General features: G+C 64.0%; 38 protein-coding genes. 31 read left to right on the top strand and 7 right to left on the bottom strand.

Annotation, left to right across the window (positions count from 1 at the left end; all coding sequences use genetic code 11):
• Positions 1 to 127 precede the first annotated feature (127 nt).
• On the bottom strand, positions 128 to 865 hold the full coding sequence (locus OCI36_RS12775) for a helix-turn-helix domain-containing protein (protein WP_261665468.1): 738 nt from the start codon (positions 863 to 865) through the stop codon (positions 128 to 130).
• A gap of 84 nt (positions 866 to 949) precedes the next feature.
• Between OCI36_RS12775 and OCI36_RS12770 the strand changes: the two genes are divergently transcribed.
• The 13 genes from OCI36_RS12770 to OCI36_RS12710 all read left to right on the top strand — a co-directional run bounded on the left by OCI36_RS12770 (position 950) and on the right by OCI36_RS12710 (position 7,299).
• Positions 950 to 1,282, top strand: a complete 333-nt coding sequence (locus OCI36_RS12770) for a helix-turn-helix domain-containing protein (protein ID WP_261665467.1) — start codon at positions 950 to 952, stop codon at positions 1,280 to 1,282.
• The gene (locus OCI36_RS12765) at positions 1,279 to 1,545 is read left to right on the top strand and encodes a hypothetical protein (RefSeq protein ID WP_261665466.1); all 267 of its coding nucleotides are present in this window, start codon (positions 1,279 to 1,281) and stop codon (positions 1,543 to 1,545) included. The genes OCI36_RS12770 and OCI36_RS12765 overlap by 4 nt, the downstream gene beginning before the upstream one ends.
• 278 nt (positions 1,546 to 1,823) lie before the next feature.
• Complete coding sequence (locus tag OCI36_RS12760; RefSeq protein WP_261665465.1) at positions 1,824 to 2,276, top strand: hypothetical protein; 453 nt, start codon at positions 1,824 to 1,826, stop codon at positions 2,274 to 2,276.
• Complete coding sequence (locus OCI36_RS12755) at positions 2,273 to 3,259, top strand: hypothetical protein (protein WP_261665464.1); 987 nt, start codon at positions 2,273 to 2,275, stop codon at positions 3,257 to 3,259. Before OCI36_RS12760 ends, OCI36_RS12755 begins: the two co-directional genes overlap by 4 nt.
• The gene (locus tag OCI36_RS12750; protein ID WP_261665463.1) at positions 3,259 to 4,584 is read left to right on the top strand and encodes a replicative DNA helicase; all 1,326 of its coding nucleotides are present in this window, start codon (positions 3,259 to 3,261) and stop codon (positions 4,582 to 4,584) included. Before OCI36_RS12755 ends, OCI36_RS12750 begins: the two co-directional genes overlap by 1 nt.
• Positions 4,584 to 4,952 (top strand): hypothetical protein, encoded by a 369-nt coding sequence (locus tag OCI36_RS12745; RefSeq protein ID WP_261665462.1) that lies wholly within the window; start codon positions 4,584 to 4,586, stop codon positions 4,950 to 4,952. The genes OCI36_RS12750 and OCI36_RS12745 overlap by 1 nt, the downstream gene beginning before the upstream one ends.
• A gap of 20 nt (positions 4,953 to 4,972) precedes the next feature.
• Positions 4,973 to 5,335: a winged helix-turn-helix domain-containing protein gene (locus OCI36_RS12740; RefSeq protein WP_261665461.1), complete on the top strand. Its 363-nt coding sequence runs from the start codon at positions 4,973 to 4,975 to the stop codon at positions 5,333 to 5,335.
• Complete coding sequence (locus OCI36_RS12735) at positions 5,332 to 5,559, top strand: hypothetical protein (protein WP_261665460.1); 228 nt, start codon at positions 5,332 to 5,334, stop codon at positions 5,557 to 5,559. The genes OCI36_RS12740 and OCI36_RS12735 overlap by 4 nt, the downstream gene beginning before the upstream one ends.
• Positions 5,552 to 5,860, top strand: a complete 309-nt coding sequence (locus OCI36_RS12730; protein WP_261665459.1) for a hypothetical protein — start codon at positions 5,552 to 5,554, stop codon at positions 5,858 to 5,860. Before OCI36_RS12735 ends, OCI36_RS12730 begins: the two co-directional genes overlap by 8 nt.
• Positions 5,857 to 6,264 carry a hypothetical protein gene (locus OCI36_RS12725; RefSeq protein WP_261665458.1) on the top strand — a complete coding sequence of 136 codons (408 nt, stop codon included), beginning with the start codon at positions 5,857 to 5,859 and terminating at the stop codon, positions 6,262 to 6,264. Before OCI36_RS12730 ends, OCI36_RS12725 begins: the two co-directional genes overlap by 4 nt.
• The gene (locus tag OCI36_RS12720; RefSeq protein ID WP_261665457.1) at positions 6,261 to 6,611 is read left to right on the top strand and encodes a hypothetical protein; all 351 of its coding nucleotides are present in this window, start codon (positions 6,261 to 6,263) and stop codon (positions 6,609 to 6,611) included. Before OCI36_RS12725 ends, OCI36_RS12720 begins: the two co-directional genes overlap by 4 nt.
• 14 nt (positions 6,612 to 6,625) lie before the next feature.
• A complete protein-coding gene (locus OCI36_RS12715; RefSeq protein ID WP_261665456.1) occupies positions 6,626 to 6,856 on the top strand; it encodes a hypothetical protein in 231 nt (76 codons plus the stop codon).
• Between the two features lie 53 nt (positions 6,857 to 6,909).
• Positions 6,910 to 7,299 (top strand): hypothetical protein, encoded by a 390-nt coding sequence (locus tag OCI36_RS12710; RefSeq protein WP_261665455.1) that lies wholly within the window; start codon positions 6,910 to 6,912, stop codon positions 7,297 to 7,299.
• Here OCI36_RS12710 and OCI36_RS12705 read toward each other — a convergent pair.
• The 3 genes from OCI36_RS12705 to OCI36_RS12695 all read right to left on the bottom strand — a co-directional run bounded on the left by OCI36_RS12705 (position 7,296) and on the right by OCI36_RS12695 (position 8,200).
• Positions 7,296 to 7,505, bottom strand: coding sequence for a hypothetical protein (locus OCI36_RS12705; RefSeq protein ID WP_261665454.1), 210 nt, complete (start codon positions 7,503 to 7,505; stop codon positions 7,296 to 7,298). The genes OCI36_RS12710 and OCI36_RS12705 overlap by 4 nt on opposite strands.
• Before the next feature lie 110 nt (positions 7,506 to 7,615).
• Positions 7,616 to 7,882 (bottom strand): hypothetical protein, encoded by a 267-nt coding sequence (locus tag OCI36_RS12700; RefSeq protein ID WP_261665453.1) that lies wholly within the window; start codon positions 7,880 to 7,882, stop codon positions 7,616 to 7,618.
• Between the two features lie 45 nt (positions 7,883 to 7,927).
• Complete coding sequence (locus OCI36_RS12695) at positions 7,928 to 8,200, bottom strand: hypothetical protein (protein ID WP_261665452.1); 273 nt, start codon at positions 8,198 to 8,200, stop codon at positions 7,928 to 7,930.
• Positions 8,201 to 8,394: 194 nt separating this feature from the next.
• On the opposite strand from OCI36_RS12695, the gene OCI36_RS12690 reads away from it, so the two are divergent.
• The 13 genes from OCI36_RS12690 to OCI36_RS12630 all read left to right on the top strand — a co-directional run bounded on the left by OCI36_RS12690 (position 8,395) and on the right by OCI36_RS12630 (position 17,881).
• Positions 8,395 to 9,018: a hypothetical protein gene (locus OCI36_RS12690; RefSeq protein ID WP_261665451.1), complete on the top strand. Its 624-nt coding sequence runs from the start codon at positions 8,395 to 8,397 to the stop codon at positions 9,016 to 9,018.
• Positions 9,019 to 9,089: 71 nt separating this feature from the next.
• Complete coding sequence (locus tag OCI36_RS12685) at positions 9,090 to 9,317, top strand: hypothetical protein (RefSeq protein ID WP_261665450.1); 228 nt, start codon at positions 9,090 to 9,092, stop codon at positions 9,315 to 9,317.
• A gap of 78 nt (positions 9,318 to 9,395) precedes the next feature.
• A complete protein-coding gene (locus OCI36_RS12680) occupies positions 9,396 to 9,890 on the top strand; it encodes a hypothetical protein (RefSeq protein WP_261665449.1) in 495 nt (164 codons plus the stop codon).
• A gap of 71 nt (positions 9,891 to 9,961) precedes the next feature.
• Positions 9,962 to 10,105, top strand: a complete 144-nt coding sequence (locus OCI36_RS12675; protein WP_261665448.1) for a hypothetical protein — start codon at positions 9,962 to 9,964, stop codon at positions 10,103 to 10,105.
• Positions 10,106 to 10,208: 103 nt separating this feature from the next.
• Positions 10,209 to 10,853 carry a hypothetical protein gene (locus tag OCI36_RS12670; RefSeq protein WP_261665447.1) on the top strand — a complete coding sequence of 215 codons (645 nt, stop codon included), beginning with the start codon at positions 10,209 to 10,211 and terminating at the stop codon, positions 10,851 to 10,853.
• Between the two features lie 29 nt (positions 10,854 to 10,882).
• Positions 10,883 to 11,785, top strand: coding sequence for a hypothetical protein (locus tag OCI36_RS12665; protein ID WP_261665446.1), 903 nt, complete (start codon positions 10,883 to 10,885; stop codon positions 11,783 to 11,785).
• Between the two features lie 74 nt (positions 11,786 to 11,859).
• On the top strand, positions 11,860 to 12,273 hold the full coding sequence (locus OCI36_RS12660) for a helix-turn-helix domain-containing protein (protein WP_261665445.1): 414 nt from the start codon (positions 11,860 to 11,862) through the stop codon (positions 12,271 to 12,273).
• Positions 12,270 to 13,790 carry a hypothetical protein gene (locus OCI36_RS12655; protein WP_261665444.1) on the top strand — a complete coding sequence of 507 codons (1,521 nt, stop codon included), beginning with the start codon at positions 12,270 to 12,272 and terminating at the stop codon, positions 13,788 to 13,790. The genes OCI36_RS12660 and OCI36_RS12655 overlap by 4 nt, the downstream gene beginning before the upstream one ends.
• Positions 13,791 to 13,799: 9 nt before the next feature.
• On the top strand, positions 13,800 to 14,036 hold the full coding sequence (locus OCI36_RS12650; protein ID WP_261665443.1) for a hypothetical protein: 237 nt from the start codon (positions 13,800 to 13,802) through the stop codon (positions 14,034 to 14,036).
• Positions 14,037 to 14,104: 68 nt separating this feature from the next.
• Positions 14,105 to 15,877 carry a hypothetical protein gene (locus OCI36_RS12645; protein ID WP_261665442.1) on the top strand — a complete coding sequence of 591 codons (1,773 nt, stop codon included), beginning with the start codon at positions 14,105 to 14,107 and terminating at the stop codon, positions 15,875 to 15,877.
• A 141-nt stretch (positions 15,878 to 16,018) separates the two neighbouring features.
• Positions 16,019 to 16,774 carry an excalibur calcium-binding domain-containing protein gene (locus OCI36_RS12640; protein WP_261665441.1) on the top strand — a complete coding sequence of 252 codons (756 nt, stop codon included), beginning with the start codon at positions 16,019 to 16,021 and terminating at the stop codon, positions 16,772 to 16,774.
• A gap of 47 nt (positions 16,775 to 16,821) precedes the next feature.
• Positions 16,822 to 17,118 carry a hypothetical protein gene (locus OCI36_RS12635; RefSeq protein WP_261665440.1) on the top strand — a complete coding sequence of 99 codons (297 nt, stop codon included), beginning with the start codon at positions 16,822 to 16,824 and terminating at the stop codon, positions 17,116 to 17,118.
• A 7-nt stretch (positions 17,119 to 17,125) separates the two neighbouring features.
• Complete coding sequence (locus OCI36_RS12630; RefSeq protein ID WP_261665439.1) at positions 17,126 to 17,881, top strand: minor capsid protein; 756 nt, start codon at positions 17,126 to 17,128, stop codon at positions 17,879 to 17,881.
• Here the strand turns inward: OCI36_RS12630 and OCI36_RS12625 are convergent.
• The 3 genes from OCI36_RS12625 to OCI36_RS12615 all read right to left on the bottom strand — a co-directional run bounded on the left by OCI36_RS12625 (position 17,832) and on the right by OCI36_RS12615 (position 19,287).
• Positions 17,832 to 18,161, bottom strand: coding sequence for a hypothetical protein (locus tag OCI36_RS12625; protein WP_261665438.1), 330 nt, complete (start codon positions 18,159 to 18,161; stop codon positions 17,832 to 17,834). The two genes, OCI36_RS12630 and OCI36_RS12625, sit on opposite strands and share 50 nt — an antisense overlap.
• A 78-nt stretch (positions 18,162 to 18,239) precedes the next feature.
• A complete protein-coding gene (locus OCI36_RS12620) occupies positions 18,240 to 18,737 on the bottom strand; it encodes a hypothetical protein (RefSeq protein ID WP_261665437.1) in 498 nt (165 codons plus the stop codon).
• Between the two features lie 52 nt (positions 18,738 to 18,789).
• Positions 18,790 to 19,287, bottom strand: coding sequence for a molecular chaperone DnaJ (locus tag OCI36_RS12615; protein ID WP_261665436.1), 498 nt, complete (start codon positions 19,285 to 19,287; stop codon positions 18,790 to 18,792).
• 267 nt (positions 19,288 to 19,554) lie between these two features.
• Here OCI36_RS12615 and OCI36_RS12610 point away from each other — a divergent pair, with 267 nt between their 5' ends.
• The 5 genes from OCI36_RS12610 to OCI36_RS12590 are packed head-to-tail and all read left to right on the top strand — an operon-like array spanning position 19,555 to position 23,411.
• Positions 19,555 to 20,436, top strand: a complete 882-nt coding sequence (locus tag OCI36_RS12610) for a hypothetical protein (RefSeq protein ID WP_261665435.1) — start codon at positions 19,555 to 19,557, stop codon at positions 20,434 to 20,436.
• Positions 20,433 to 20,849, top strand: coding sequence for a hypothetical protein (locus tag OCI36_RS12605; protein ID WP_261665434.1), 417 nt, complete (start codon positions 20,433 to 20,435; stop codon positions 20,847 to 20,849). Before OCI36_RS12610 ends, OCI36_RS12605 begins: the two co-directional genes overlap by 4 nt.
• On the top strand, positions 20,846 to 22,003 hold the full coding sequence (locus OCI36_RS12600) for a hypothetical protein (protein ID WP_261665433.1): 1,158 nt from the start codon (positions 20,846 to 20,848) through the stop codon (positions 22,001 to 22,003). Before OCI36_RS12605 ends, OCI36_RS12600 begins: the two co-directional genes overlap by 4 nt.
• Complete coding sequence (locus OCI36_RS12595; RefSeq protein WP_261665432.1) at positions 22,000 to 22,731, top strand: hypothetical protein; 732 nt, start codon at positions 22,000 to 22,002, stop codon at positions 22,729 to 22,731. The genes OCI36_RS12600 and OCI36_RS12595 overlap by 4 nt, the downstream gene beginning before the upstream one ends.
• The gene (locus OCI36_RS12590) at positions 22,728 to 23,411 is read left to right on the top strand and encodes a RyR domain-containing protein (RefSeq protein WP_261665431.1); all 684 of its coding nucleotides are present in this window, start codon (positions 22,728 to 22,730) and stop codon (positions 23,409 to 23,411) included. Before OCI36_RS12595 ends, OCI36_RS12590 begins: the two co-directional genes overlap by 4 nt.
• The last annotated feature ends 101 nt before the right edge of the window (positions 23,412 to 23,512 follow it).

The raw sequence follows: 23,512 nt of genomic DNA, 5'->3' as shown, positions 1-23,512 counted from the left end.
GGGTGGGCGCGAAGCCTTTTGGTTTGGGTTTCCCCTTGGCTTGACTAAATATTATTACCCATAAGTAATAATGTCAAGCAGAAAAAAGGGACCCGCAGGCCCCTTTAGTAGCGCCCCCCAGCGCTCTTTAGTTCAGCTTTTGTCGGCGTGGTTGCGCCGTAGCGACGAAGGACTGCACAACGCCGAGAATCCGAAGTGGCCGAACCACCAGTGGCAACAGCTTGCTGATCGGCTGGTCAAGTTCAACGCTGTCCGGGCCGTTGAAGTAGCCAACATGGATTTCAGTTTGTCCCTCGGGCAGAGCCACCTCAAACACAACGAGATCATCCGGCTGTGGCGGGCGGCTGATATATACCACGTCCACGCCGGCCGGTACGACATCTACAGTGGGGTACTCATAACGGTAGCCATGCGCTTCGCCCATTTCGGCAATCTTGCTGGGAAGGGTGATCGTGCGTTCTGTGCTAGGCAGTTGGGGAGCTCTGTTTTTCACCTTGATTACGACTGTAACATAGCCACTGTGACTAATTTCTGAAACTGGCGATATGGAACTTTGCCTTCCATCCAAGTTCCTGGCCACAGAGAACTCCACGCCTAGAGCGTTCATAAGCGCAAAGGCATCCATTTCAAGGGCAGCGCCCATGCGCTCATAGAACACCGCACTGGCATTTAGTAGGTTTTCCCAACCCCGCTCTATGCTGCTGATATATCCCTGGCTCGCTCCATATCGTTGGGCTAGTTCATTTTGGCTGAGGCCCAGCTCTAAGCGGCGGTCCTTAATGAACCGCCCAGCTTCGTAATAAGGCCCATTTTTTGCCTTACGTGGGGTTTTCTTCGTGTCAGACATAATCGTAGCGGTGTTCATTTCTTCCCTCCGGCTCTGGCTACGCGGCGGGGCTAATAGAAGTTCCGAGTAATACCGGAGCGCAGTCTATAACTGTTCTTAAGCATGTTCAACGCTGCTCCCTATAACAAAACCCTAAAGAGTTGCGCCTACTATTACCTTGTGGTTATAATACTTGGGATGAGACCAGGCACAGCCATTAAAAAGATTCGAGAGGCCCGCGGCCTGTCTCAGCAGGAACTCGCCGCCCGTTTGAAAATCTCCCAAAGCCGTATTTCGCAGGTGGAGAATCGGGACGATGAAGACCTGATGCTGGGCACTTTGCGTTCGTTCGCTGAGGCGCTTGGCGTATCTGTAGCTCTCTTGGTAGATGAATCCATGTTCCAAGCAGCCCTGCCAGAAGTGGCCACTAAAGAAGGGAAAGAGGGTGCGGCATGACCTCAATCGTTCATCTGTACATGGCCGGTCACACCTACGCCGTTGAAGCCGCTCAGGCTGAGGCGCGGGCTGACCGGCTGGCCCGCCGCTACCCTGGGGCGCTGGTGTTCGTGCTGACGGCCGAGCAGGCCCAGGAGCTGAACGCCTGTGACCCGGCCCGCCGTGATGCCTATCTGGCACGCCAGCGGGTGCCCAGCGTCAGTGCCCCGGCCCCGGAGCCCATCTGGGAGAACCAGGACATGCTGCAGGCGGTGATGGGCTGATGACGCGCACCCTCCGCCCGGTCTGCGCTATTGTGTCAGCTAACCCGCTGGCCAGCGATGAGATGACCGAGAGACAGGCCAAAGGGTTCACCCCCTGCAGGTCCTGGAAGACCGGCGCAGGGGGTGTAGTAAAAACCCTTCGTATTCAGAGTAAAAACGCTTACGGGATCGCCATCCCGGAGGCTCTCGCCTATTGCCTAGTGTACGCGACTGGGCAGGCTGGGTCAATCATTCCCAGCGGGGTCGCTGTACCCCTGGAACGCGTCAGGGAGTAACCCATGACTGCAGCCCATTTCACCTCACCGCAGACGATGCCCCCCCAGGGTCCCGCCGAGTTTGCCCCCATCAACCACCTGGGTATGCTCTGGCCCGTGTTCGTCCTGGCTGAGCGCCAGGGCGCAGGCACCGCCGAAGAGACCGCCCTGGATCTGGTTGTGCCGCAGGACCCCGAGCAGCTGCGCGCCCTTTATCTGGCTGTGCTGAACCGTGTGGATCCGGTGGCCGCCGCTGGCCTGCTGGTCACCTCCAGCGAAGAGCTGGCCGAGTGGAGCCGGGTCCTGCGTGAGCCGGTGCTGACCGGCGACGCCGAAGAGCTGCGCATGTTGCCCGCCGCATTCTTCCAGGACGGCCGGATGCGCCGTGGGCTGGTGGCCCTGCTGTGGCTGCCCCTGTGGGAACGACTGGACGTATTTCAGACCGCCATGCACATGGCCGCGGAGCGTGCCGCATGAAGCGCCGCCCTGGAACGTTCGGTACCCTGCCCAACTGGGTGCTGGCTGCCCTGCCTGCTCTGGACCCCACCAGCAGCCTGATCCTGATTCGGGTGGCCTACAGCGCCGGACTGAAGCGCCCTGCCGTGACCCTGGGTGCTCTGCTGGATTACACCGGCCGCAGCAGCCGCCAGCTGGACCGCTCACTGGCCAGGCTGACCGCTTCTGGCCTGCTGACCCTGAGCCCCGACGGCTATGTCCTGGGCGCCGGTGAAAGTGTCGCCACCCCTGACGACAAGAGTGACGACACCACTGGCGACACGGATGACGACAAGAGTGACGACAAAAATGTCCAAAACCGCAGCAAAAAAAGCTGTCCAGCACAACAAACGCCGCGCCCTGAAGAAGTAGAAGAAGAAAGAAAAGATATAAACCTACTTACTCACACTGTAAGTGAGAGCGATTCTGGTGAGCCGGAAAGCATGACGACGACTTCTCAGAAAACCCCCGCTGCGCCCCGGGTGCCGGTGCAAACCCGTCCCGACGATTTCGCTGCGGCGGCGCAGTTGTTCCACCGCCTGGTCAATGCCAATTTCGTCAACAACAACACCGCGCACATTCAGCGCTGGGCGGAGGAATATTCCGAAGCGTTCATCCGGCAGGCGTGGCAGATTGCCCGCACCGACTCGCGCCTGTCCCGGGTGCCGATGGCTGGCCTGGTCTGGCTGCTGGACGGCACCAAGCCCTGGCCCGAAGAACTGAAAAAGCAGTTCCAGCGCGACCAGAACGCAGCCCTTGAAGCCAACGTGCCCGCAGGTTCCGAGCAGCCCCGGCCCGGCGAAATCCGGGTGTGTGGCGCCCGTTCCGGCCCCGTGCTGGACGTGGACGTGGACAGCCAGATGCTGACCCTGCAGATCGGTGCTGACGCCTCGGAATCCATCTGGGTGCCCTGGAGCAGCACGCAGCCCGCCATGAAAGTTTCTCCCGCCCCGAGGAGTGCCTGATGTCTGACCTGATGAACTACCAGAACCCCCGTCACCTCGAACTCGGCATTATCGCCAGCGTGATGGTGGATCCCACGCTGCTGGGCCTGCCCGAACTGCGCGCCCTGCGCCCCGAGTACCTGCGCCACGCCGGCGGCCTGTGGAGCATCGTGCAGGAACTGGCCGCCGAGGGCCGTGAGCCCAGTCTGGCCGAGCTGGCCCAGATGACCGGGCACCCCCGCTGGCCCAGTGACCTGACCGTGCAGGGCCTGGTGGAGCTGGACGCTTACAGCCTGCGCCCCGAAGAGCTGCCCGGCGCTGTTTCTGGGGTGCTGGCCGCGTACCGCCGCGAGAAAGCGGGCCAGATCGTGGGCGACCTGCACCGCCAGCTGCAGGACGGCGTGGGGCGTGAGCTGATGCCGATGCTGACCGAGGCGGCAACCTCCCTGAACAACCTCGCCGGCCTGGCACCCCGGGACACCACCAGCAGCATCGCGGACGATCTGGACAGCGCCATTGACCGGATCCTGTACCCCCAGAACTACCGGGGCGTGACCAGTGGTCTGGCACCGCTGGACACCGTGACTGGCGGCTGGCAACCGGGCACCCTGAACATCCTGGCTGCGCGGCCCTCGATGGGTAAAAGCGCCCTGGCTGGGCAACTCTCGCAGGCGGCCGCTTTCGGCACCGGCAAGCAGCCGGGTGTGCGCTCGCTGATGTTCAGCCTCGAAGACGGCGCCCAGGTGACCCGGATGCGCGCCCTGGCCCGCATGAGCGGCGTGGCGATTGAACACGGCCGCACCCAACCGGCCAACCACGCCCCGGCCGCGCTGGAACAGGCCCGCCAGAAGCTGCACAGCCTGCGCGACCGCTGGCTGGTGGATGAGGAGTCCACCCTGGATGGCATTGTTTCGGCCTGCTACCGCCAGCACGCCCGGGGAGGCCTGGGCCTGGTGGTGATCGATCAGCTGAGCCATGTGGTGGCTCATGCCCCGCGCCAGCAGGCCGATAACCGCAGCCAGCTGTTCGGCTACATCACCAAGACCCTCAAGCGTGACGTGGCCCAGCGCCTGGGCGTGCCGGTGATCCTGTGCAGCCAGCTGAACCGCGAGGTGACCAAACGCGGCAACCCTGAACCCGACCTGCCTGACCTGCGGGACTCCGGCGAGCTGGAGCAGGACGCGGACACCGTGACCTTCATTCACCGCCCGGACTACTACGACCCCACCGACCGGCCTGGTGAGGCGGTGCTGCGGGTGCGCAAGAACCGCAACGGCCCGGTGAAGGATGTGGCCCTGGAAGCCAACATGCGGCTGTTCAAGTTCATGGCGCGGGGGGACCTGTAATGCGCATCCTGACCCCCGAGAACCGCGAGATGTGGCGCGCCGAGCTGGCAAGCCTGCAAGGCCCCTGCCGTGACCAGGTGCAGCGGCTGCTGCTCTGGCACTACGGCCCTGAGCAGGTGAGCGAGCTGCACGGCACGGGAGCAGTTTCTGCTGAAGATCGTAAACGTTTACGTTTGAAGCACCAGGACGCCCGTGCCGCCGGCCTGCAGGGAATGCAGACCCACAGTGATCTGCTGGAGTGCCCGGAGTGTGACTGCCAGTTCGCATACACGGCTCGCCCCGTGATCGTCTGGGCACTGGAAGTGAGCGCTCTTGCCCCAGCTCCGGCACCCTGTAACATTCCGCTTCCTCTCGGAGTCCAGCAGTGAGTGGCCGTACCCCTGCTTATGTGACAGCTGCCGTCAATGCAACGCTGGGCCTGGCCCATCAGCGCACCGGCCGCCACTTCCCCAACGTGGGCGCAGCCGCAGCCGCTGGGGCCGTGACCGACGCGGATTGGTGCCAATTGCTTGATCAGGCGCGGGCGGACGCGGATGTGGACGGTGACCGGCTCTATGCCCAGCGAACCGGGGTGGTGCTGGCCGCTGTGATTGCCTGCCCGGGCACGACAGCCAGGGACGTGGCAAGGCGGATTGGCCTGAGTGACACGGTGGTCCTGCCCATCGTGCGCGCCCTGCTCAGCAAAGGACTGCTGCATAGCGAAGATGACGAGCGGGGCTACCGCCGGATTTACCCCAAGGAGCAGAAATGAAAGCGCCTACCGGACCCTGCCAGGATTGCAGCCTCTGGCAGAAGCGGGCCGGCGTGCCCGAAGACCAGAGCGCCGACTTCATCCATCACCGCCCCTGCCGGATGCCTATGCGCCTGGAGCTACGCGGTTCGTACTTCGAGGACGGCCGGGGCCGGATATGGACTGCACCGGATGCCAGCTGCTTTTACTTTGCGCCAAAGCAGAAGGGGGGCCGCTGTGGGTAAGCCGAAACTGGGTGACCTGCTGCGCCACATGCTCCGCGAGGTCCGCCGCACCGGCACCGAGAAGCACCGGACGCTGGGCAGTGGCCTGGAAGTGGCCGTGCGAACCGGTCCCGACCGCCTGCGCCTGACCCGCGCCGGTCCCTGGGAGCCGGGCGAAGCCGCTGAGCGTGAGGGCCATACCTGCGCCCAGGCAATCGGCTGGAAGCTCTACCGCCTCGACTGGAAGACCGGCAAGAGTGGTCGGCATTACCTCATCGTGACCCACACGGGGCTGGATGAACTGCTGGAGATGGCCGGGTGAAACTTGCCCCCGAACTGGCACCGGCTACCGAGAAACAGGTGGTGCAGGTGTGCTGTGGCCGCTTCCTGCTGGCCGGCTGGCATCCTGTTCGCACGGAAGCCAACAACGTCGGCCGAGGACGCCTCAAAAACGGCAAGCCGCGGCCCGGCGCGCTGCCCAAAGGGTTCCCCGATTACCTGTTCACCAAGGGCCTGGGCAACGGCCTGGGCCTGGTGGCTTACGTGGAGTTCAAGAACGCAGCCGGCGGGAAGTTGAGCCTCGACCAGAAGCTAACCCACCAGAACCTGCGGCAGAACTACGGGCAGGAGGTCTATGTCGTGACCTGCATCGAGCAGGCAGAAGAGATCATCCGCTTGGGCCAGAAGATCGAGTCGCTGCTGAAGGCAGAAGAGGCGGCCCCATGATCTCCCCAGCGCGCCGCCGGGTCTGGTGCCTGGCCCATTGCCAGCAGCGGGCGGCCGAGCGCTACGGCTTGCACCTATCCGCCCGCGACTACGACGCGCTGTGCGCCCATCTGGCCGAGTACCCGCCGCGTCCCTATGCCTTCGACTCAGGTGGTGGGCCAATCTACCTCGTCCGGGTCCTGGGCAAGGACTGCAAGCTGGCGTTCGACCCTGATGCCCAGCTGGTGCGGACCTTTTTGCCGCCCTACGCCTATGAGCGCCACTTGCTCGACCCCCATGCCATCCACCGCGACCGCAAGAGAGACAAGGCCCGCCGAAACAGCGGCTGCCCCGGCTACGGCCGGTAGGAGAGGAGATGCCTATGCCCAGACCAAAGAAACCGTATGCCGAGAAAGCCAAGCACGCCTTCCTGCGCGGCACTGCCCATTCCAGCCCCCACGCTGCAATGATGGCCGGCTGCCGCACCGAAGAAGAGTGGGAGGCACGGCAGGAGGGCTTCCGTAACCGCTACTACATCGAGAATGGGCGAAAGGCCCGCCGCGCCGTCAAAAAGCGGCACCCCGTGGCCGAGGTACGGAATGTTTCAAACTGAAACAGAATCCGGTTCAGTGAACCACTGCCCTGCCCGCTCGGCTGAGGTACAGAATGTTTCAAACTGAAACAGACACCCGGAAGCGCAAGATTCAGCCGCAGGATATTGAAGCCCTGCAGAAACGGGCTGCCGAGATAGGGCAGATGGGGCACCCCGATTCCGAGGAGCGGGTACGCCAGCAGGCCAGGGCCACCTACGCCCTGGCACTGGACTTCTACCGTCTGGGCGTGCTGGGCCAGGACTTCCCGCGCTGGATGTCGGTCCACAGCGGCATGTCCCACAGCACCTGCTACCGCCGGCAGGACCAGGGCAGAGAAATGGCCCACCGGGAAGCGGCGGGCCAGAAAGTGAACCGGAACGGCAGCGGGCTGTTGGCTGAGTACCGGGAGCGCAAGCTGACGCCCCGGCCGGAGCTGGAAGCCTGGGATGACGACGAGGATTAGTAATCCATGTCGGCCGTGGCTTTCTTGACCAGCGCTCCTAACGCCTCGGACTCTGGGCCGTCGAACTCGGCCACGAACTTGTTGTAACGGCCTTCAGTTTCAGCGTCGGGGAACCGGATGGTTTTCCCCCGCACGGCCCGGCCTGGCTTCTTGGCCGCGTCGGGCCGCAGGTTCTTCTTGCTTGCTGGGTTACTTCCTCTTGCCATGACGGTCATGTTAAACTCCATTCAGCGCCCCCGTGTCTCTGTCCTCTTGCCGATTTCGGAGCCGGGCGCGAAAAGTACCCCGCCAAGTGAGGCGGGGCTTTTTTGTGGGTTCAGAACAGCAGGTTGTCTGTGCGAGCATCGTCACAGGCAACGCACCAATTCTCGTAGTCCTCAGCCGTGATGTTGTGGCCTTCGCAGTACTCGCAACGCTCGGTGGCCTCGGTGTGTGCCGCCTGGCAGGTCGTGCAGCGTTTCAGCTCAGCCTCAGCAGTCTCCCGGCGCTGCTCGGCCGGCGTGCCGTAGGTGTCGCAGGCGTAGCACTGGCCGAAGGGGTCGAGGGTGGTGCCGCAATGGGGGCAGTCTTCAAACATGGTCATGTTCCTTTCGGGAAAGGCCCCGACCGGAGCCGGAGCGCTGAGGGTTCAAGCGGCCGAGGTGGCCGGCACGGTGCGGAGTCCGAAGGCGAGTGCAACCTCGCTGCACAGCTCAGGCGGCACGGTGGCCGACCAGCCGCGCTCTAGCGCGACCAGCACGCCGCAGGTGTCTTCCTGCAGCAGCCAGACCACTTCAGCCGGTTGGAAGGTGGCAACGGTGTACACGTCACGGGTGCGGCCGCGCAGGCGAATGCTCACGGTGCCGTCAGCGTATGCGAAGGCGGAAGCGACGTGCAGGCGGGTCTTGGTCTTGATGTTCACGGGTGTCTCTCCTTTGGGTGATGTCCTCTTGCCGAGGTAGGGATAGCCTACAGGCTGTTCTCTGCTTTGTCAACATACCTGGAAAATATCGTCTATATCGGCTTAGATTTAGACTTCTGATTCAGTATTGACAACAAAACAGAATACAGGTAGACTCCCTTTGTCCAGGCAAGAGGACAGAAGGAGAGACACCCGTGAACAAGCAGACCGTGATTACCACCCGCGCCATTCGCAAAGCCTTTCGTGAGCTGATGAAAGGCAGCGCCACCCGTGGCAACGACCCGGCCGCGCTGGCGACCATCACCGTGACCGCTGACGGCCTGAGCATCTGCCGGCCTAACCTGAAGCGCTCTGAGCCGCTGCACATCCCCGGCGAGCCTGCCGCGTCCCAGGTCGGCTACAGCTTGACCCTGAACGGTTACCTGCTGCGCCAGGTGTTCGACAAGATGTTGAAGGCCGGCCTGCTGATGACCGTGACCATTGGTGACGATTCCACGCTGACCTTGAAGGCTGGCGGCTGCACGTTCGAGCTGTTTGGTCAGATGCTGGCGAAACCGGCCGCACTGCCGGCACCGGCCGCCGTGGCCGAACTGGTTGCCGCCGAACCCGCCGCACTGCCTGCACCGACACCCGCCAAGCGCCGCCAGGTTGCCAAGGCCAAACCGGCCGCCAAGAAAGCCGCCGAGCCAGCACCGGCGCCGGCCAAAGCACGCAAGCCGCGTAAACCCCGCCGGGACTGGTTCAACGACGCCGGCCAGCAGCTGGCCGCATTCAGCACCGCTACCACCGCCGCCGATCTGTTCCGCAAGGCCGGCTGACTCTCTCTCCACCCGCAGGCCGGGACTCGCCGCAGTCACCCGGCCGGCTGGCTACCCCGAAAGGACTGCACATGCCGAAAAAAGCCACCCTCAGTCGCAGCGCCGCCGCCATCAACCGAGCCATGCACCCGGCCGAGGTGGCCGCCTTGCTGGCCGCCTACGAGATGTATCCGCGCAGTTACTACTACGTCATCACCGACGAGCACACTGGCAAACCGCGCAACATCGAGCACGCCACCGCCGCACAAATCCTGGCCTGCCGTGGCCTGATACCGCCGCAGCTGGAGCAGAGCGCATGACCCTGCCAAGTCACCGCGCCTGAGAGCCTGAAGGCCGCCGCCTCACGTGGCGGCCACTTCCCCATTCAAGGAGTCCACATGCCTACCCTGACCTTCAAGAAAAAATACCTCAAAGCTGTCCAGAACGGCACCAAGACTCAGACCCAGCGCACCAGCCATACGCTGCACACCACCAAAGTTGGCGCGCCGGCGGTGCTGCAATTCGGCAAGCGGGACGCGCTCACGACCCTGCGGACCACCATCACCCGTGTTGAGGTGCTGGACTACCTGGCCTTCGCAGACCGCCTGGCAGAGACGGGCGACCCACGTGGCGACATGTCGCCGGAGGAGTTCCATACCGCCATTCGGGAGAGTGGCACCGCCGAGGAGCGCCGGATGCTGGAAGTGGCCGAGGCGAACGGTCAGACCGTCGAAGAGGTCTGCGCTCAGCTGGCTGACGAAACGCAGGAAGCGGTGGAAGCCTACGCGGAGAAGGAGCGCCTCTCGCCAGCCAGGATGAGTGATGCCGAAGTGGACGCGCTCTATGCCAAGTTCCACCGCCGCGTGGTCGTCCTGCACTTCGCCAAGCCGTAAAACCCCCAGCGCCACGCTGTTCTGCCGACTTGTCACGCCTACTGACAGACTCAGGTTCAAGGAGGTGAGACATGAACTCAATTGCAGAACGCCGAGCGCGTAAGAAAAGCACGTTCCGCAGTGCCTTCGCCGGCCAGTTCGGCAAGAGTGCGACCCGGAATGCAGCGCTGAACCGGCGTGGTGCCGTGCGGCGCGGCAGCATGAGCGGCGGCTAAGCCCCCAGTACTTGTCTGGCATCTCAAGGTCCGCCACCTGTCACTGGGTGGCGGATTTTGGGTTATGGACAAGTTTTTCGGGATCCTCGACCAACTGAAGGACATGAGCCAAGGCAAAGTTATTGTCGGCCTAAGCGGCGGTAAAGACAGCCTCGCCGTGCTGGACCTGCTGCTCTCACGAGGCTTCACGGTCTACCCTTACGCGCTCTACTCGTGCCCTGGCATCCGCTTCTGGGAAAAGCAGATTGACGCCATCGAGCGCCGCACTGGGCTGACCATCCCCCGGTTTCCACACCCAGACCTCTGCGCCTACGTTCAGGGTGGCCACTACCGGACCCCGCTTCCAGATTTTCCCAAGCTGACCCACACGGAGCTGCCAGACCTGATTCGTGCCTATTACGGCGACATGAACCCGTGGATTGCCAACGGCGAAAAGATGTGCGACGCCTTGCAGCGCCGGGGCATGATCTCGGCCTGCGGTGGCCTGGACGAAAAGCGCCGCGTGGCCTATCCGCTGGCGCACTGGAACGACGGCCAGGTCTTTTCCTACCTGCGCCACCGTCGCATCGCCCTGCCACCCGACTACAGCTCTGGCGTCGGCGGCAGCTGGGGAGGCAAGCTGAGTCCAGAGTGGCTGAAGTGGATTCACGCGACCTATCCAGAGGACTTTGCCCGTCTGGAACGCTTCTACCCGCACATTCGGGCCGCGCTGCTCAAGCCGTCCGCCATGAAGGGCCGCAGGCTCTGACCTGTCACCCGGCGGGGGAAACTGCGAGTATGACGCAGAAACCCCGCAAGGCGGGCACCCGGATCGCACAAGGTGCGCCGGTTGATGACCCCCGAATCATCCGCACCGAAGCCGACGCCGAAGCTTTAGAGCTGCCGGTGTTCAAGTGGACCCAGCTGCAGGCGCCCTACATCCGGCGCTCGGACATCACCCGCGCTCCGTACAACCCCCGCAGCATGGACGCCAGCGGCAAGAAGAAGCTGCGCGAGGGCCTGAAACGCTACGGCCTGGTGGAGCGGCCGGTCTTCAACGCCACCACCGGCCTGCTGGTGGGTGGCCACCAACGCCTGGAGCAGATGGACAAGCTGATGGGCCTGGGCAAAGAGTGCGAGGACTACCTCCTGCCGGTGAATGCCATCTCCATGACTGAGAAGGAAGAAGCCGAGCTGAACGTGCTGCTGAACAACCCCAGCGTGCAGGGCACATACGACACCGGGGCGCTGGAGCAGCTGTTCGGCGGCGACGTGAACCCCTTTGCCGCCGGCTTCGACAATATGGACCTGGGTCTGATGTTCGGCGGTGACTTCGCAGCGGAGCTGGCCGAGCGCTTTGGCGTAAGCGAAGGCGAGGAAGAGGACAGCGGCGAGGACGACGAGGACGGCCCGGCGCCCGATGCCCGCACGGACGGCCTGGGCGACACCGAGGCGCTGCAGGCCGAAGCCGACAAGATCGAAGCCCTCAAGGGCCGCAAACGTGAGCAGGTGGCCGAGGACCGGGAACGCAACGACGCGGACCATATCCTGCATCTGGTGTTCCGCAACCGCAAAGAGCTGCGGTCCTATCTGGAGTCCTACGGCATGGACCCTGAGCAGCGGTATGTGGATGCCCAGCGCTGGATGGAGAACGTTGAGCAGGCTGACGAGCCTGAAGACCTGCCCTTTGGTGAGGGCTGATGGCTCCCAGGAAGCGGGGGCCGAAGAAGAAGCCGGAGATTCCAGGCCCCCAGAAACCGGCCGCTCAGAGCAAGTTGACAGAGAAGAATATCGACCTGATTGCTGGGATGCTCAGGCGACTGGTGCCGCTGGAAGTGGCCGCCCGCGCCTGCGGCATTTCGCGGCAAACCCTCTACAATTGGCGAAAACGGGGAAAAGCTGACGCGGCGGCAGAGAAGGATACGCTGTATGCAAGGTTCTTTTACGTGGCAGAGGAGGCGGAAGCCCAGGGCGAAGTCCTCACGGTCCAGAAGGTCTACGATGCCGGCCCGCAGTTCCAGTTGGCCTTGCTCCGCTCGCGGTTTCCGGCACGCTGGAGCGAGACGCAGCGGCTGCAAGTCGAGATGGAAAGCATGCAAAACGAGATGCTGGACGCGCTGAAAGAGGGCCTGGAACCCGATGAATACCGCAAGGTGGTTGCGGTGCTGCGCTCGCACGGCGGTGAGTGATGGCCGTCTGGGAGGGCCGGGGGTTCAATTGGGACGCCCGGCTGGAAGAAGACGGGCTGACGCCGGAGGAGTTGGAAGCGGCCTACAGCCCGGAGCGCCACCGTCAGGCCAAAGCAGAAGCCGAAGCGGCCAGTGTCCTTGAGCGGTTCCGCCAGGTCACGGAGTACAGCCCGGCCCAGCGCACCATGTTCTTCGAGTCCGAAGGCAACAAGTTCCGTATCTTCCCCAAGGGCCGACGCCTGGGCGCCACCCGTGGGGCTGCGCACGCCTTCATCGAGTACATGCTGCAGGGGTACGCCTGCCTGTGGGGCGATACCGTCAACGGGAACATCGAGCGCTACCTGGAGCGGTACTTTCAGCCTGCACTGAAAAAGGCCAATGTGCCTTACCGCTGGGACCGGCAGAAGAAGACGCTGCACGTCGGCACGGGCTACACCGACTTCCGCAGCGCCGACATGAAGCTGGAAAACTGGGAAGGCTTCGGCTACCGCCGGGTGTTCCTGAACGAAGCGGGCATCATCCTGGCGGACTCGTATCTGTTCGACAACGCCGTGATGCCCATGATGATGGACTACGAGGATTCCGAGCTGATCGCGGCCGGCACGCCGAAAGGCAAGGTGGGCAAGAACGGCTCCAAGCACAAGTATTTCGAGCTGTACAGCCGCGCCCGCGCCGGCGAGAGCGGCTACTTCACCAAGACCTTCACCAGCTGGGATAATCCCTTCCTTCCAGACGGCGCCGTAGAAGAACTGCTGGGCGTGTACGGCGGTCCCGAAACGGCCCCGGCCCGGCAGGAGGTCTTCGGGGAGTTCCTTGATGGCGCAGACGATTCCTGGCAGGTGCTGCCCCGCTCCTGGGTGCAGCTGGCCATGGAACGCTGGAAGGCCGGCGTGGGCCGCCCAGGCATCGGCGATAGCCCGGATCAGATCGGCGTGGACCCGGCGCGCGGCGGCGCGGACAACATGGTGCTGGCCCTGCGGCACGACGCCTGGGTGCCGGAGCTGCAGGTGGTGCCCGGTGCCCAGGTGCCGACCGGCCGCCACATTGCCGCTCTGATTGTGCAGCGGGTGGCGGCGCACACGCTGGTGCAGATTGACCTGGGGGCCGTGGGGTCAAGTCCAGTGGACTACACCGAAGAGGTCCACTCCCGCACTCTCGGTATCAACTTCGGCACGCCCACCAAGATGACCGACGCCTCCGGCCGCCTGCGGATGCGGAACTACCGGGCCGCGATGTACTGGCACCTGCGCGAGCTGCTTGACCCGGCCTCAGAGCACGAGGTGGCCTTGCCACCGGATGACCTGCTGCTGGAAGAGCTGACGGCCGCCACCTTCGTGATCGGTGCCCAGGGCGTGCAGATTCAGGACAAGGCCGAAATCAAGAAGATCATCGGCCGCAGCCCTGACCGCGCCGACGCCGTGGTCCTGGCCTGCTGGCAAGCACCGGAACCTGAGTTCTACGTGCCTGGCTCTGAGAGCTTCGGCTTTGGCGAGGGCCACAGCGGGTACGAAGGGTAGAGTAGAGACATGGACCAGCACTTCATCGAACTGCAAGACGGCCGCCAGAAGGTGTTCCTCACCTTCCGCGAGGTGCCGGACAACATTCCGGCCAAAGTGCAGAGCACGGTGCAAAAGCTGATGCGGGTTCGCAATGGCGCCGAGGTGGTGGACGTGGCCTATCAGGTGGGCAGCCTGGCGGACCATTTGGGCGACAAAGAGCGGTATCACGTCTACCTGACCGTGACCACCCAGGCCAAAGCCTGAGCAGTGCCGCCCTCCGGGGCGGCTTTCTTTGCCTGCCACCTGTCACCCCGCCGCGCAGCATGGAGGGCATGACCGCACCTGCCCCAGCCCCAGCCGGGGCCGACCAACGCCGGCCCGCCTTCACTGCCGATGACCTGTTCCGCAAGGCCGAAAGCCAGCAGCAGCGCCGTGCAGGTGACGCTGGCTTGAAACTGACCCGCACCATGCTCGAAGGCGACCTCTGGGCCAACGAACGGGGTTGGAATGGCCCCCGCGTTCAGGCCGGCGACTATGCCGGCGAACAGGTAGCCCGCGTCATGCGCGAGATTCGTCGGAACTTCGTTCACCGCAACATGCCGCACGACGTGGTGAAACGCCACCGTGATGGTGTGGCTGGTAAAGAACCGCGCTGGAGCCTGACCCCTAAGCGCATTCGCAGCCGCACCGGGCAGCCGAACGAGGACGAGTCAGCCCGCGTCGCCGAGTTTACCGCTGCCCTGGTGGACTGGTGGGAAGAGTCGGGCGCCTGGCCCGCTGTCCAGAAAGCCGTGTACGAAGCCGTCGGCCTGGGCAAAAGCTGCCTGCGGCTCTATATCCACCAGAGCAAGCTGGACGGGCTGCTGCAGCCGAGCCTGGACCTGGGCACCAAAACCCTGACCTACGGGCTGCCGGTGCTAGACCTGCCGGACGCCCTGAAGCTGATTTCCGTGATGGCCGTCCCGGCTGAGCAGGCCGGCGTGGTCCGCGATGGCGAGAACCATGTGCAGGGCAGCTACTACAGTTACAGCGACGACAACAACCGCACCCGCTTCGAGCTGCAGGAGCGCGTACCCGGCGGCGTGCGAGTCTATCCCGACTTCCGCCGCGGCGCTGAGGCCGGGGCGCTGGAATCGGCTGTCTACCCGGTCAGTGATGGCCTGATCTGGGAACTGGACCTGCGGCCGCTGGTGTCCGAATCCCTGTTAAGCCTGGTCAAGGACCTGAACAAGAAACTGACGATGGGCAGCCGCAATATCGATCTCGGTGGCTTTGTGGAGCGCACCATCCTGAACGCGCAGCTTAAGGGAGAGTTCAAGGAAGACGCGGACGGCAAGAAGAAGTTCATCCCTGACCCCATGAATTACGGCCCTGGCACTACCAACGTGCTGAACGGCGTCGCTCTTATGACCAAAGACGAACGCGGGAAGATGGTGCCCACAGGCAACTTCGCCACGCCCAGCATCGTCTACAAAGACCCGGCCCCGTTCACCACCTTCCAGCAGGCGATCAACTCAGCCCGCGAGGAAATCTACGCTGAGGCCAAGCAGCTGCACGTCATGATCGCGGGCGACGCTGCCGCGTCTGGCATTAGCCGCCAGCAGGCGGTCAACGACTTCATGACCTCGCTGACCGACACAGCGCAGGCGCTGGAGCAGATGCTGCGCTGGTTGCTGGGTAGTGTGCTGCGCCTGGGGCTGCACGTTGCGGGCCGGGCCGAGGAGATGGACGACCTGCGTGTGTCGGCCACCTGCCGCCTCACCCTGGTGCAGCCGACGCCGGACGACCGGCGGCAGGCCCTGGCCGAACTGGAAGCCGGCGCCATCAGCGAGGAGGAGTATTTCGCCCGTACGGGCGTGGAAGACCCGGAAGCCATGCGCGAGCAGCGCCAGGCCGAGGGCATTACTCCAGCGCTGGCCTTCAAGATCGTGGCGGCGGCACCAACGTGGATCGGCGTTCGGGCGCTGCAGAAAGCCTTCCCGGCCCTGGGCATCACCGACGAGGATGTGCGGGCGCACCGGGAGCTGGAACTGGCGGCGCCGGTTGAGCCTGACCTGCTGACAGTAGACGGAGACGATGGGTCAGACCCAGCTGCAGCCGACTAAAGAAGTAAAGCTCCTTGGAGTGAACTTCATTGCACCTTTGCCCTGAAGGCTGGCTGTTGCAAATAGAAACATCTTGCCGGTCCTGGCATCTATGATGAAGAAGACCATTCCTGGCAGAACTCAATTTCAAGGAGCATGGTAGTGAAGAAACTGATTCTGGGCCTTTCTGTTCTGACTTTCCTGGCCGCCAATAGCGCCGAAGCAGGGCGTGTCCATGTGGACGGCTATTATCGCAGCGACGGAACCTATGTACGCCCGCATTATCGAAATACAGGGGGCGGCAGTCCTTCCTATAGCTCCCCTTCCTACAGCACCCCTGCTTACATGCCGCAGTATTCGCCTGCCAACTCTCCTAGACCAGCATTTAGTTTTAGCAGCTGTGATGAAGCGCGGAATCGGGGGCTTTCTAACATGGTGATTGGCACTGCTGCCTATGACGCCGATCTTGACCAGGACAAAGATGGTATTGCCTGTGAGGCCGGCGAGAGCGGAAGCACCAGCGCCCCCATTGTTGTACCGGCAGGAGTGAATCTTACTGGCATCCAGTTCAATCCTATACAGCCCAACTACCAGCCCAAGATTATGGGCGGAATAACTTATTTTTCTGTGGTGGCTCTCCGCGATGCCGGAGCCAGCTACGCCCTGATGGGTCAGGATAGTTACCTCATTAACGCGAAAGACAAGCAACTGGAACTCTCCCTTTCCAGCAAGGTCGCAAAAATAAATTACAAGTCTTATACGTTGAGTGCGCTGCCCTTCTTGCTCGATGAAGAGCTGTTTATCCCTGCTGATGTCTTGTCGCCGATGGGCTGCACCATCAAAACACTCAGGCCCCTGCTTGAAGCAAGCTGTCTGAACGGGATGCAGCTCTCTACTGGACGCATTCTGCCTCGCTAGAACTGGGCTACGTTTCTACCTGTCACCCGCTGCCCCAACATGCAGATATGAGAAGCAATCTGCGAAAAGTACACGGCTGGCACCGGCATCTGCTGCTCCTGTCCGACTGGGCCTGGGTGCGCCGGCTGATCGGCGGCAAGTGGGAGTGCTACATCCTGCCGAGTGGGCATGACGTGGCCTGGTATCCGGTGGGGTTCTTCGCAGGCGGCCAGGTGCGGCCCCACGCCGGCTGCATGGGTCGGGGCATCCGCGAGGACTACACCCCCAGGCCCTGCGCGGAGTGCGGCGCCCGGCCTGCGGCGGTGCCGGCTGAGCTGTGCTGGCAGTGCAGTGGGTGGGCGTGAGCCGACCGTGAAGCCCACGCCCGAACAGCGCCGCCTGCTGACCCTCGCCTCTGAAGAGGAAGAGGCTGCCATCAAGGGGGCACGGGGCGCCATCTTGCGCCAGTACCAGGCGGTAAGCCTCGACGCTTCCACCCGTGAGCTGGCGCGGGTGCTGGGGCTGCCTCTGGCCCAGCGGCGCCGGCAACTGCCCAAAGTGCTGGCCCTGATCGACCGGGCCACCGCCGCCACCCGCACCCCACCCGCGCAGGTGTGGCACGCCCTGGAGCGCGCCGTGGGCGGCCGCATCCTCAGCGTGGATGAGCTGGCCCGCCTCTCTGACCCCAGCCTGCAGTTCAATTCGCCCGGCGACCTGCAGGCCCGCGCTGTGGACCGCCAGCGCCGGCAGATGAACCGCTACTGGGACAAGGAGGGGCGGCGCTTCAGAAATGACGTGGCGAAGACCGTTCGGCAAGCCGCCCGTCAAGGGCTGGACCCCGAACGGGCTGCCGACCTGCTGCAAGAGCGCCTGGGCGTCAGCCGGGGCCGGGCGGTCCTGATTGCCACCGACCAGCTGAGAACTGCTGCCGCCTGGGCAGACGAGCAGCGGCAGAAGCAGCTGGGACTGAAGTCCTACATCTGGTGGACGCTGGGCGACAAGAAGGTGCGCGGCGAGCATCGGGCCAGACATGGGCGCATTTACCGCTGGGGCCAGGGTGAACGGCCAGGGCAGGCGGTCAACTGCCGCTGCCGAGCGCTGCCGGTGCCTCGCTCTCGGCAGGAGTAGCCGCCCGCAGCAGGGCCAGCAGGCCAGTCACATCATCCGGCGCCAAGCCCCGCGCCGCCTGCAGGTCACGCAGCGCAGCCAGCAGGTCGCCCCGGCCCTCAGCGCCCAGGCCGGCGGCCCAGGTGTGGACCTCGGCAGCGGCCAGCACGCGCACCGGCTTGCTGTCTCGGCCTTTTGGGTCGCGCAGTGCCTCGGCGGCGGCGGCTCTGGCCTTCGTGGTGTCGCGTGGCGTGCCAGCGCGGCCGGTCTTGGTGGTGGTCTTCCGGGTCGTCTTGGTCATGGTGTCAGGCTCCAGGGTGAGGCTAGCAGGTAGGAGAAAAGAGCGCGGCCGGGTAGCCTGCGCTCCTACTGCAGCGGGTCAGTCTGCGGCTTGTTCGTCTCTGTCGGGGTGTTCGCTGTAGAAGATCGGCTTATGCCGGCCGCTGCTCAGTTCGGCGTCTGACAGATAGCCTGCATACACAGTCAGGGATGAGGTGCGCTGGTGCTTGTATTGGTAGTGCCGAGGATTGCGGCAGCGCTGCGGAATAACGCTGAACTGAGCGCCGTCATCCGGCTTGTAAGCGGCGTGCATCTCCTCAACCTTGCCGCGTACAACCTGCCGGCCGCCGTCGTGGTAGGTGTGGTGCTGAATCACGAGCGTTACCGGCTGATCTTTGGGAACATGCGCCATGATGCCGGCAGCCACCGGCTGAGGCTTCCAGCGGTCCCGGTCAAAATAGCTGCGGGTGTCGTGGTGGATACTCTGCGCCAACCATACGGCGCCGTCGTCGTGATCGGCTTCAATCATCTGCACCAACTTGCAGATGTCGTGCATGAGCGCCTGGCGGTATTCTTCGCGGGTCTGAGCGTAGGTCATAGGTCAGCGTCCTTTCAGGAAAGACCCCGGCGCGGTGGCCGGGGTGTCAGGTTTAGGCGGAGCGTTTCAGGCTGCGGCGGCCACTGCTGATCTTCTCGCTGCCGTACTTCTGGCGCAGTTCCTCCATGCTGCAGCGGCTGCGGCCTTTGCTGACCTTGCCTTTGAAGGCCCACTTTTCGCGCTTGGCCAGCCAGCTGTAGCCAGCGGCCTTGAGTACGTCTTTGTGGGACCGGGTATCACCGCCAACCCAGACCCAGGCGCCGATAATTTCGATCTCCAGGCCGTCAAGGTGTGCGATGGCCTCGATGGCGGCGCGGACCTTTTCCTCCACGTCGGCTTCTTCCTGCCGGCTCTTGTACCATTTCCGCTCGCCATAGTCCTCATCAGGCTTGGCACCGATCAGGCGTGCGCTCAGGCGTTCATATTCGGCGTTGATGGCTTGCATCTGCTCAGTGGTGCCGCCTTTGTCCGGGTGGAACTGCTTGCACAGTTGGCGGTAGGTGTTCTTAAGATCTTCCAGAGTGGCAGGAACAGGGTTAAAGTAGTTCATGTGCTTGTCCTTTCGGGATAAGTGGCCGGGTGACTTTGGCGAGTCCCGGCCTTTTTTATGCCTCGGTTTTCCCTCAGCTGTCCTCACCTTATAGGAGCGTAACGCTTCTGTCAAGAAGGCTAGAAATACACCGATAGCGGCACTCTTTGCTTAGGCGTGTGTCTCGTGTGGCCAGCCGGCTGGCCGCTCTCCTGCCTTCCAGCTGGCCGGCTGTCTCGCGGTCTTCTGGGCCGGTTGGGGTGTCACCACCCTTGAAAAACTGGGGTCATGATTCGCAAGGCGAACAACTTATCCAGCCCTAACCCGCAAGGCGGGGCCGCATCTCGCGCTGCCGGCCTGTACCAGACCGGCCACGGCTTTCTGAGTGGCGCCCGCCCCCGCGTTCTGTGGGACGGCGGCGCCCAAAACGACCCGGACCCCGCCAGCACTGGCACTCAAGAAGGCCAGAGCCAGCAGCAGAGTTCGGGCGGTCAGAATAGCCAGAGCACCAGCACCGGCCAGCAGCAGAACACCCAGGCCCAGCAGCAGCAGGGACAGAGCGGCATGGAGCGCCTGGCCGATGCGCTGCGTGGTCTGGTCAATCAGCCCCGCCACGGCGGCGACCCCTTCGCGGCGGCTCTTACCCTGATGGGCGAGAACCACGGCTACCGGGACCGCATCCGGGAGCTGGAAGGCACCACCAACCAACAGGCTGAGCAACTGACGGCCTACCGCGCCCTGGGCGAAGACCCCGCCGCGCTGGCTGAGCGCCTGCGCCGTGGGGATGAAGCCGTGTACCTGCAGGAAGTCACTGACCTGGCAGGGCGCGTCAATGCCAACCCCCGCGTACTGGCCCGCGAGCTGCAAAGCCACGGCCTGACGGCCTACGTCCGCGACATGCCCGCCGGAGGCGGCCACCCTGCACGGCAGGAAGTGCATGTGCGGAACCAGACCGGCGAGGAACTTGGCGAGCTTCGGGCCTATGCCGAAGCGCACCTCGGCGACTACATGAGCGCCCTCTTCCCACAAGGTGGGCAGAGCAGCGCCACGACTCGCACGGTGCCGGTGGTCGCCCAACGTGGGGCCAGCAACACGACCGCGCCCGGCACGAACTTCGTGCAGGAGCGCCTTGAGCAGCGGCGCAAAGCCGCAGCAGGAGAAACCGCATGACCCAGCGTTATTTCGGCCTGGCGCCCTTCGTGGCGGACCGGGCCAGCATGGACACCGCAGGAACGGGCATCCAGATCGACTGGAGCAAGTTCACCGACCCCAAATACGGCGCTGTCGGCAAGCGCAGCATTCCTGCAGGCACCGCCGTTGAACCCACCGCCGAGGCCAAAGCAGGCACAGCGCCGGCCATGCTGTGCGGCCCTGCAGATACGGCCCGCACGGATCCGGCCTTTCTGCTGAAGACTCCGGCCATCGAAGAGAGCCGCGTAGAAGCGGCCAGCGGCTACGGCGCCTACACGGGCGGCGTGGTGTACGAAACCTATCTGCCGGACGCCAAAGGCCGCGCCCTCAGCACTGAGCTGAAGGCCAAGCTGACCCGGTTCACTTTCCTGAAGGCTGAGGACAAGCGATGAACGAATACAACTGGAACGACATCATTGCCACGCTGAGCGCGGGCGGCGCCCTGATCGAGGTGGCCAACACTCCGCCTGCAGCGAGCGAATACCTGTCGGGCCGCTTCCTGCCCCGGCAGCTCATGCCGGACTACGAAGTGTCGGGCGGCCAGATGGAAATCAACACCGTGATGGCCGGCCACGTCGGCATGGACAGCAAGTACCCTGAAGGCACTTCTATCCGCCTGAACGACTATGGGCACAAAACCGCCAAGTACGCCCAGGCGATTCCCCTGGAGGAAGAACCCGCACGCCAGCTGGGCAAGCTGCTGCTGCTGGCCGAAGCGAACCGGGCCAGCGGCCGCACGGTAGCCGACTTCATGACCGAAGCGGGCTACAACCTGTACGAAAAAGGCGTGGTGCAGGCGCTGGACGACACCGCCGAGTACGTCGCCATGTCGGCGCTGACCCAAGGCAAGATTGACTGGACCTTCAACGGCCGCCGCCTGCTCGTGGATTACAAGATCCCCGAACGCAACCGCATCAAGCTGACCGGCGAGCAGCGGCTGTCCGGCAGCCAGTCCGGCTTCTGGAAGGCGCTGGGCGACGCAGAAGACATCGTGCGCGGCAGCGTGGGCGTGGTGATGAGCCAGAACACGCTGCGGCAGGTGCTGGCGAACCAGGCCAACGAGATCGAGGTCATCAGCGACACCTACAGCCCCCAGCGGAACATCCGCACGGTGCAGGTGCGCCGGCTGCCCCGGTACGCCATCAGCGGCGGCACCAATCAGCTGGTCAGTACCGGCGACCGCGTAACCTCGGCCACCCTTATCGGCTACGGCCGCCAGGGGCAGATCATTGACCCCACCAACGTGGGCCAGACCATCGGCGTGCAGATGGTCAAGGACAACGTGATTGCCGTCATTGGGGCCAACACCGCGAATCAGCTGGTCAGCCTGACCGGCACGCCCGTGCCTGAGCAGGCGCTGGGCTACGTGCATGTGGCCCCCACGGTGGAAGGCACCTTCCGTGGCGTGTCGCTGGGCCGCTGGGGCCGCATCTGGACCCCCGAAAACGACCCCTACCAGCTGCGCGCCGAGGGCGTAGAAAACAGCCTGCCGGTCATCCGTAATGCCAGCCGCCTGGTGCTGATCGAAAGCGAGGCCGCCGAATGACCGAGACGGTGAAGATCACGAGCCTGGGACAGACCCTGCAGGCCAGCGATGGCAAGTCCTACGGCCCCTTCGAGGCGAGCAAGGCCAAGCCTTACCTGGAAGTGCCGCTGAGCATTGCCCTGGTCAGTGGTGCCCCCGTGTATGAAGAGGGCGCCGTGGCTGATGCCTCCAAGGACGTGGAAGACGGCGTGGAAGTGGAACGCATCATTAAAGCCAACCACGACCTGGCCGCCGACCTGAAGGCTGAGCAGGGTAAGGTGCAAGACCTCTCCATCCGGCTGAATGGTGAACGGGGCAAGGTGGCCCAGCTGACCGCCCAGCTGACCGAGGTGGGGGAGTTCAGGGAGCTGCTGGCAGGCGAGCGCCAGTACAGCCGGAAGCTGGAAGACGCCATTCAGGGGGGTGACATCGAGAAGGCTCGCGCCGCGCTGCGCGTAGAGCAGCCCGCGCCGGAGCCTGAGCAGGAAGGGGCGCCGGCCCCTGCCAGCAGCGAAGAGTCGGAAGGCACGCCCGTGCCTGACGGTTTCCCACTGGCAAGCAAGCTGGCAGAGAACGGCTTCGACACGCTGGAGAAGATTGAAGCTGGTCTGCGCGTGGCCGAAGGGCAGGAAGAAAGCCCCATCCGCCAGATTGACGGCCTGGGCGAGAAGTCCGAGAAGACCATCAAGGACGCGCTGATTAAGGCCAAGGTCAAGAACTTCATCGAGCCGAAAGAAGGCGGCCAGTGAAAGGGGCCGCTCTGATGCTGGTCCTGGCCCACATCGCCCACGAGGCGAACCGGGCTTACTGCCGCGCAACCGGCGACGACTCCCAGCCGGCCTGGGACGACGCGCCAGACTGGCAGCGTGCGAGCGCCTTGAAGGGGATCGAAGGTGCCCTAAGCGGCAACACGCCGCAGCAGTCCCACGAAAGCTGGCTGGCCGAGAAAGAAGCCACCGGCTGGGTGTACGGCGAGGTGAAAGACCCCGAAGCCAAGACTCACCCGTGCATGGTGCCCTACGACCAGTTGCCGCCTGAGCAACAGCTGAAAGACCACCTCTACCTGAGCGTGGTCAAGGCGGCTGCAGGCGCGCTGGACTCAGGGGCGGCCGAGCTGAAGGCCGCCACCTTCCAGCACACTGCTGTGGTCAACTTTGCCAGCCCTCAGCCCGAAGGCGCCCAGCTGACCGGCGGCGTGGTGCCCACCGTGGGCCGCGACGTGCATTACGTCAGCTACGGCACACCCGGCGGCGAGTACAAACCCGCGCACCGGGCCGCCAAGATCACCGACGTGCGCGAGTCTGACCAGTTCGGCTTCGAGGTCCGGGCCGTGGTATTCAACCCGGACGGCCTGTTTCTGACCGGCTGGACACACTTCGACGAGTCGGGCATCCAGGGCGGCACCGTCCACTGGCCGGAGCGCGTCTGATGATCCTTGCCCCCCGTGAGTATCCGCTCAGCCTGGACGCCGCGCTGCTTGACCTGCGCGACGCGCTGGGTGACAACTACGGGGCGGCCACCGACGACGCC

The organism is Deinococcus sp. Marseille-Q6407 (assembly GCF_946848805.1).
Taxonomy (GTDB): Bacteria; Deinococcota; Deinococci; order Deinococcales; family Deinococcaceae; genus Deinococcus.
The sequence above is the reverse complement of the archived record's forward strand: the minus strand, read 5'-3'. Positions and strand labels throughout refer to the sequence as shown.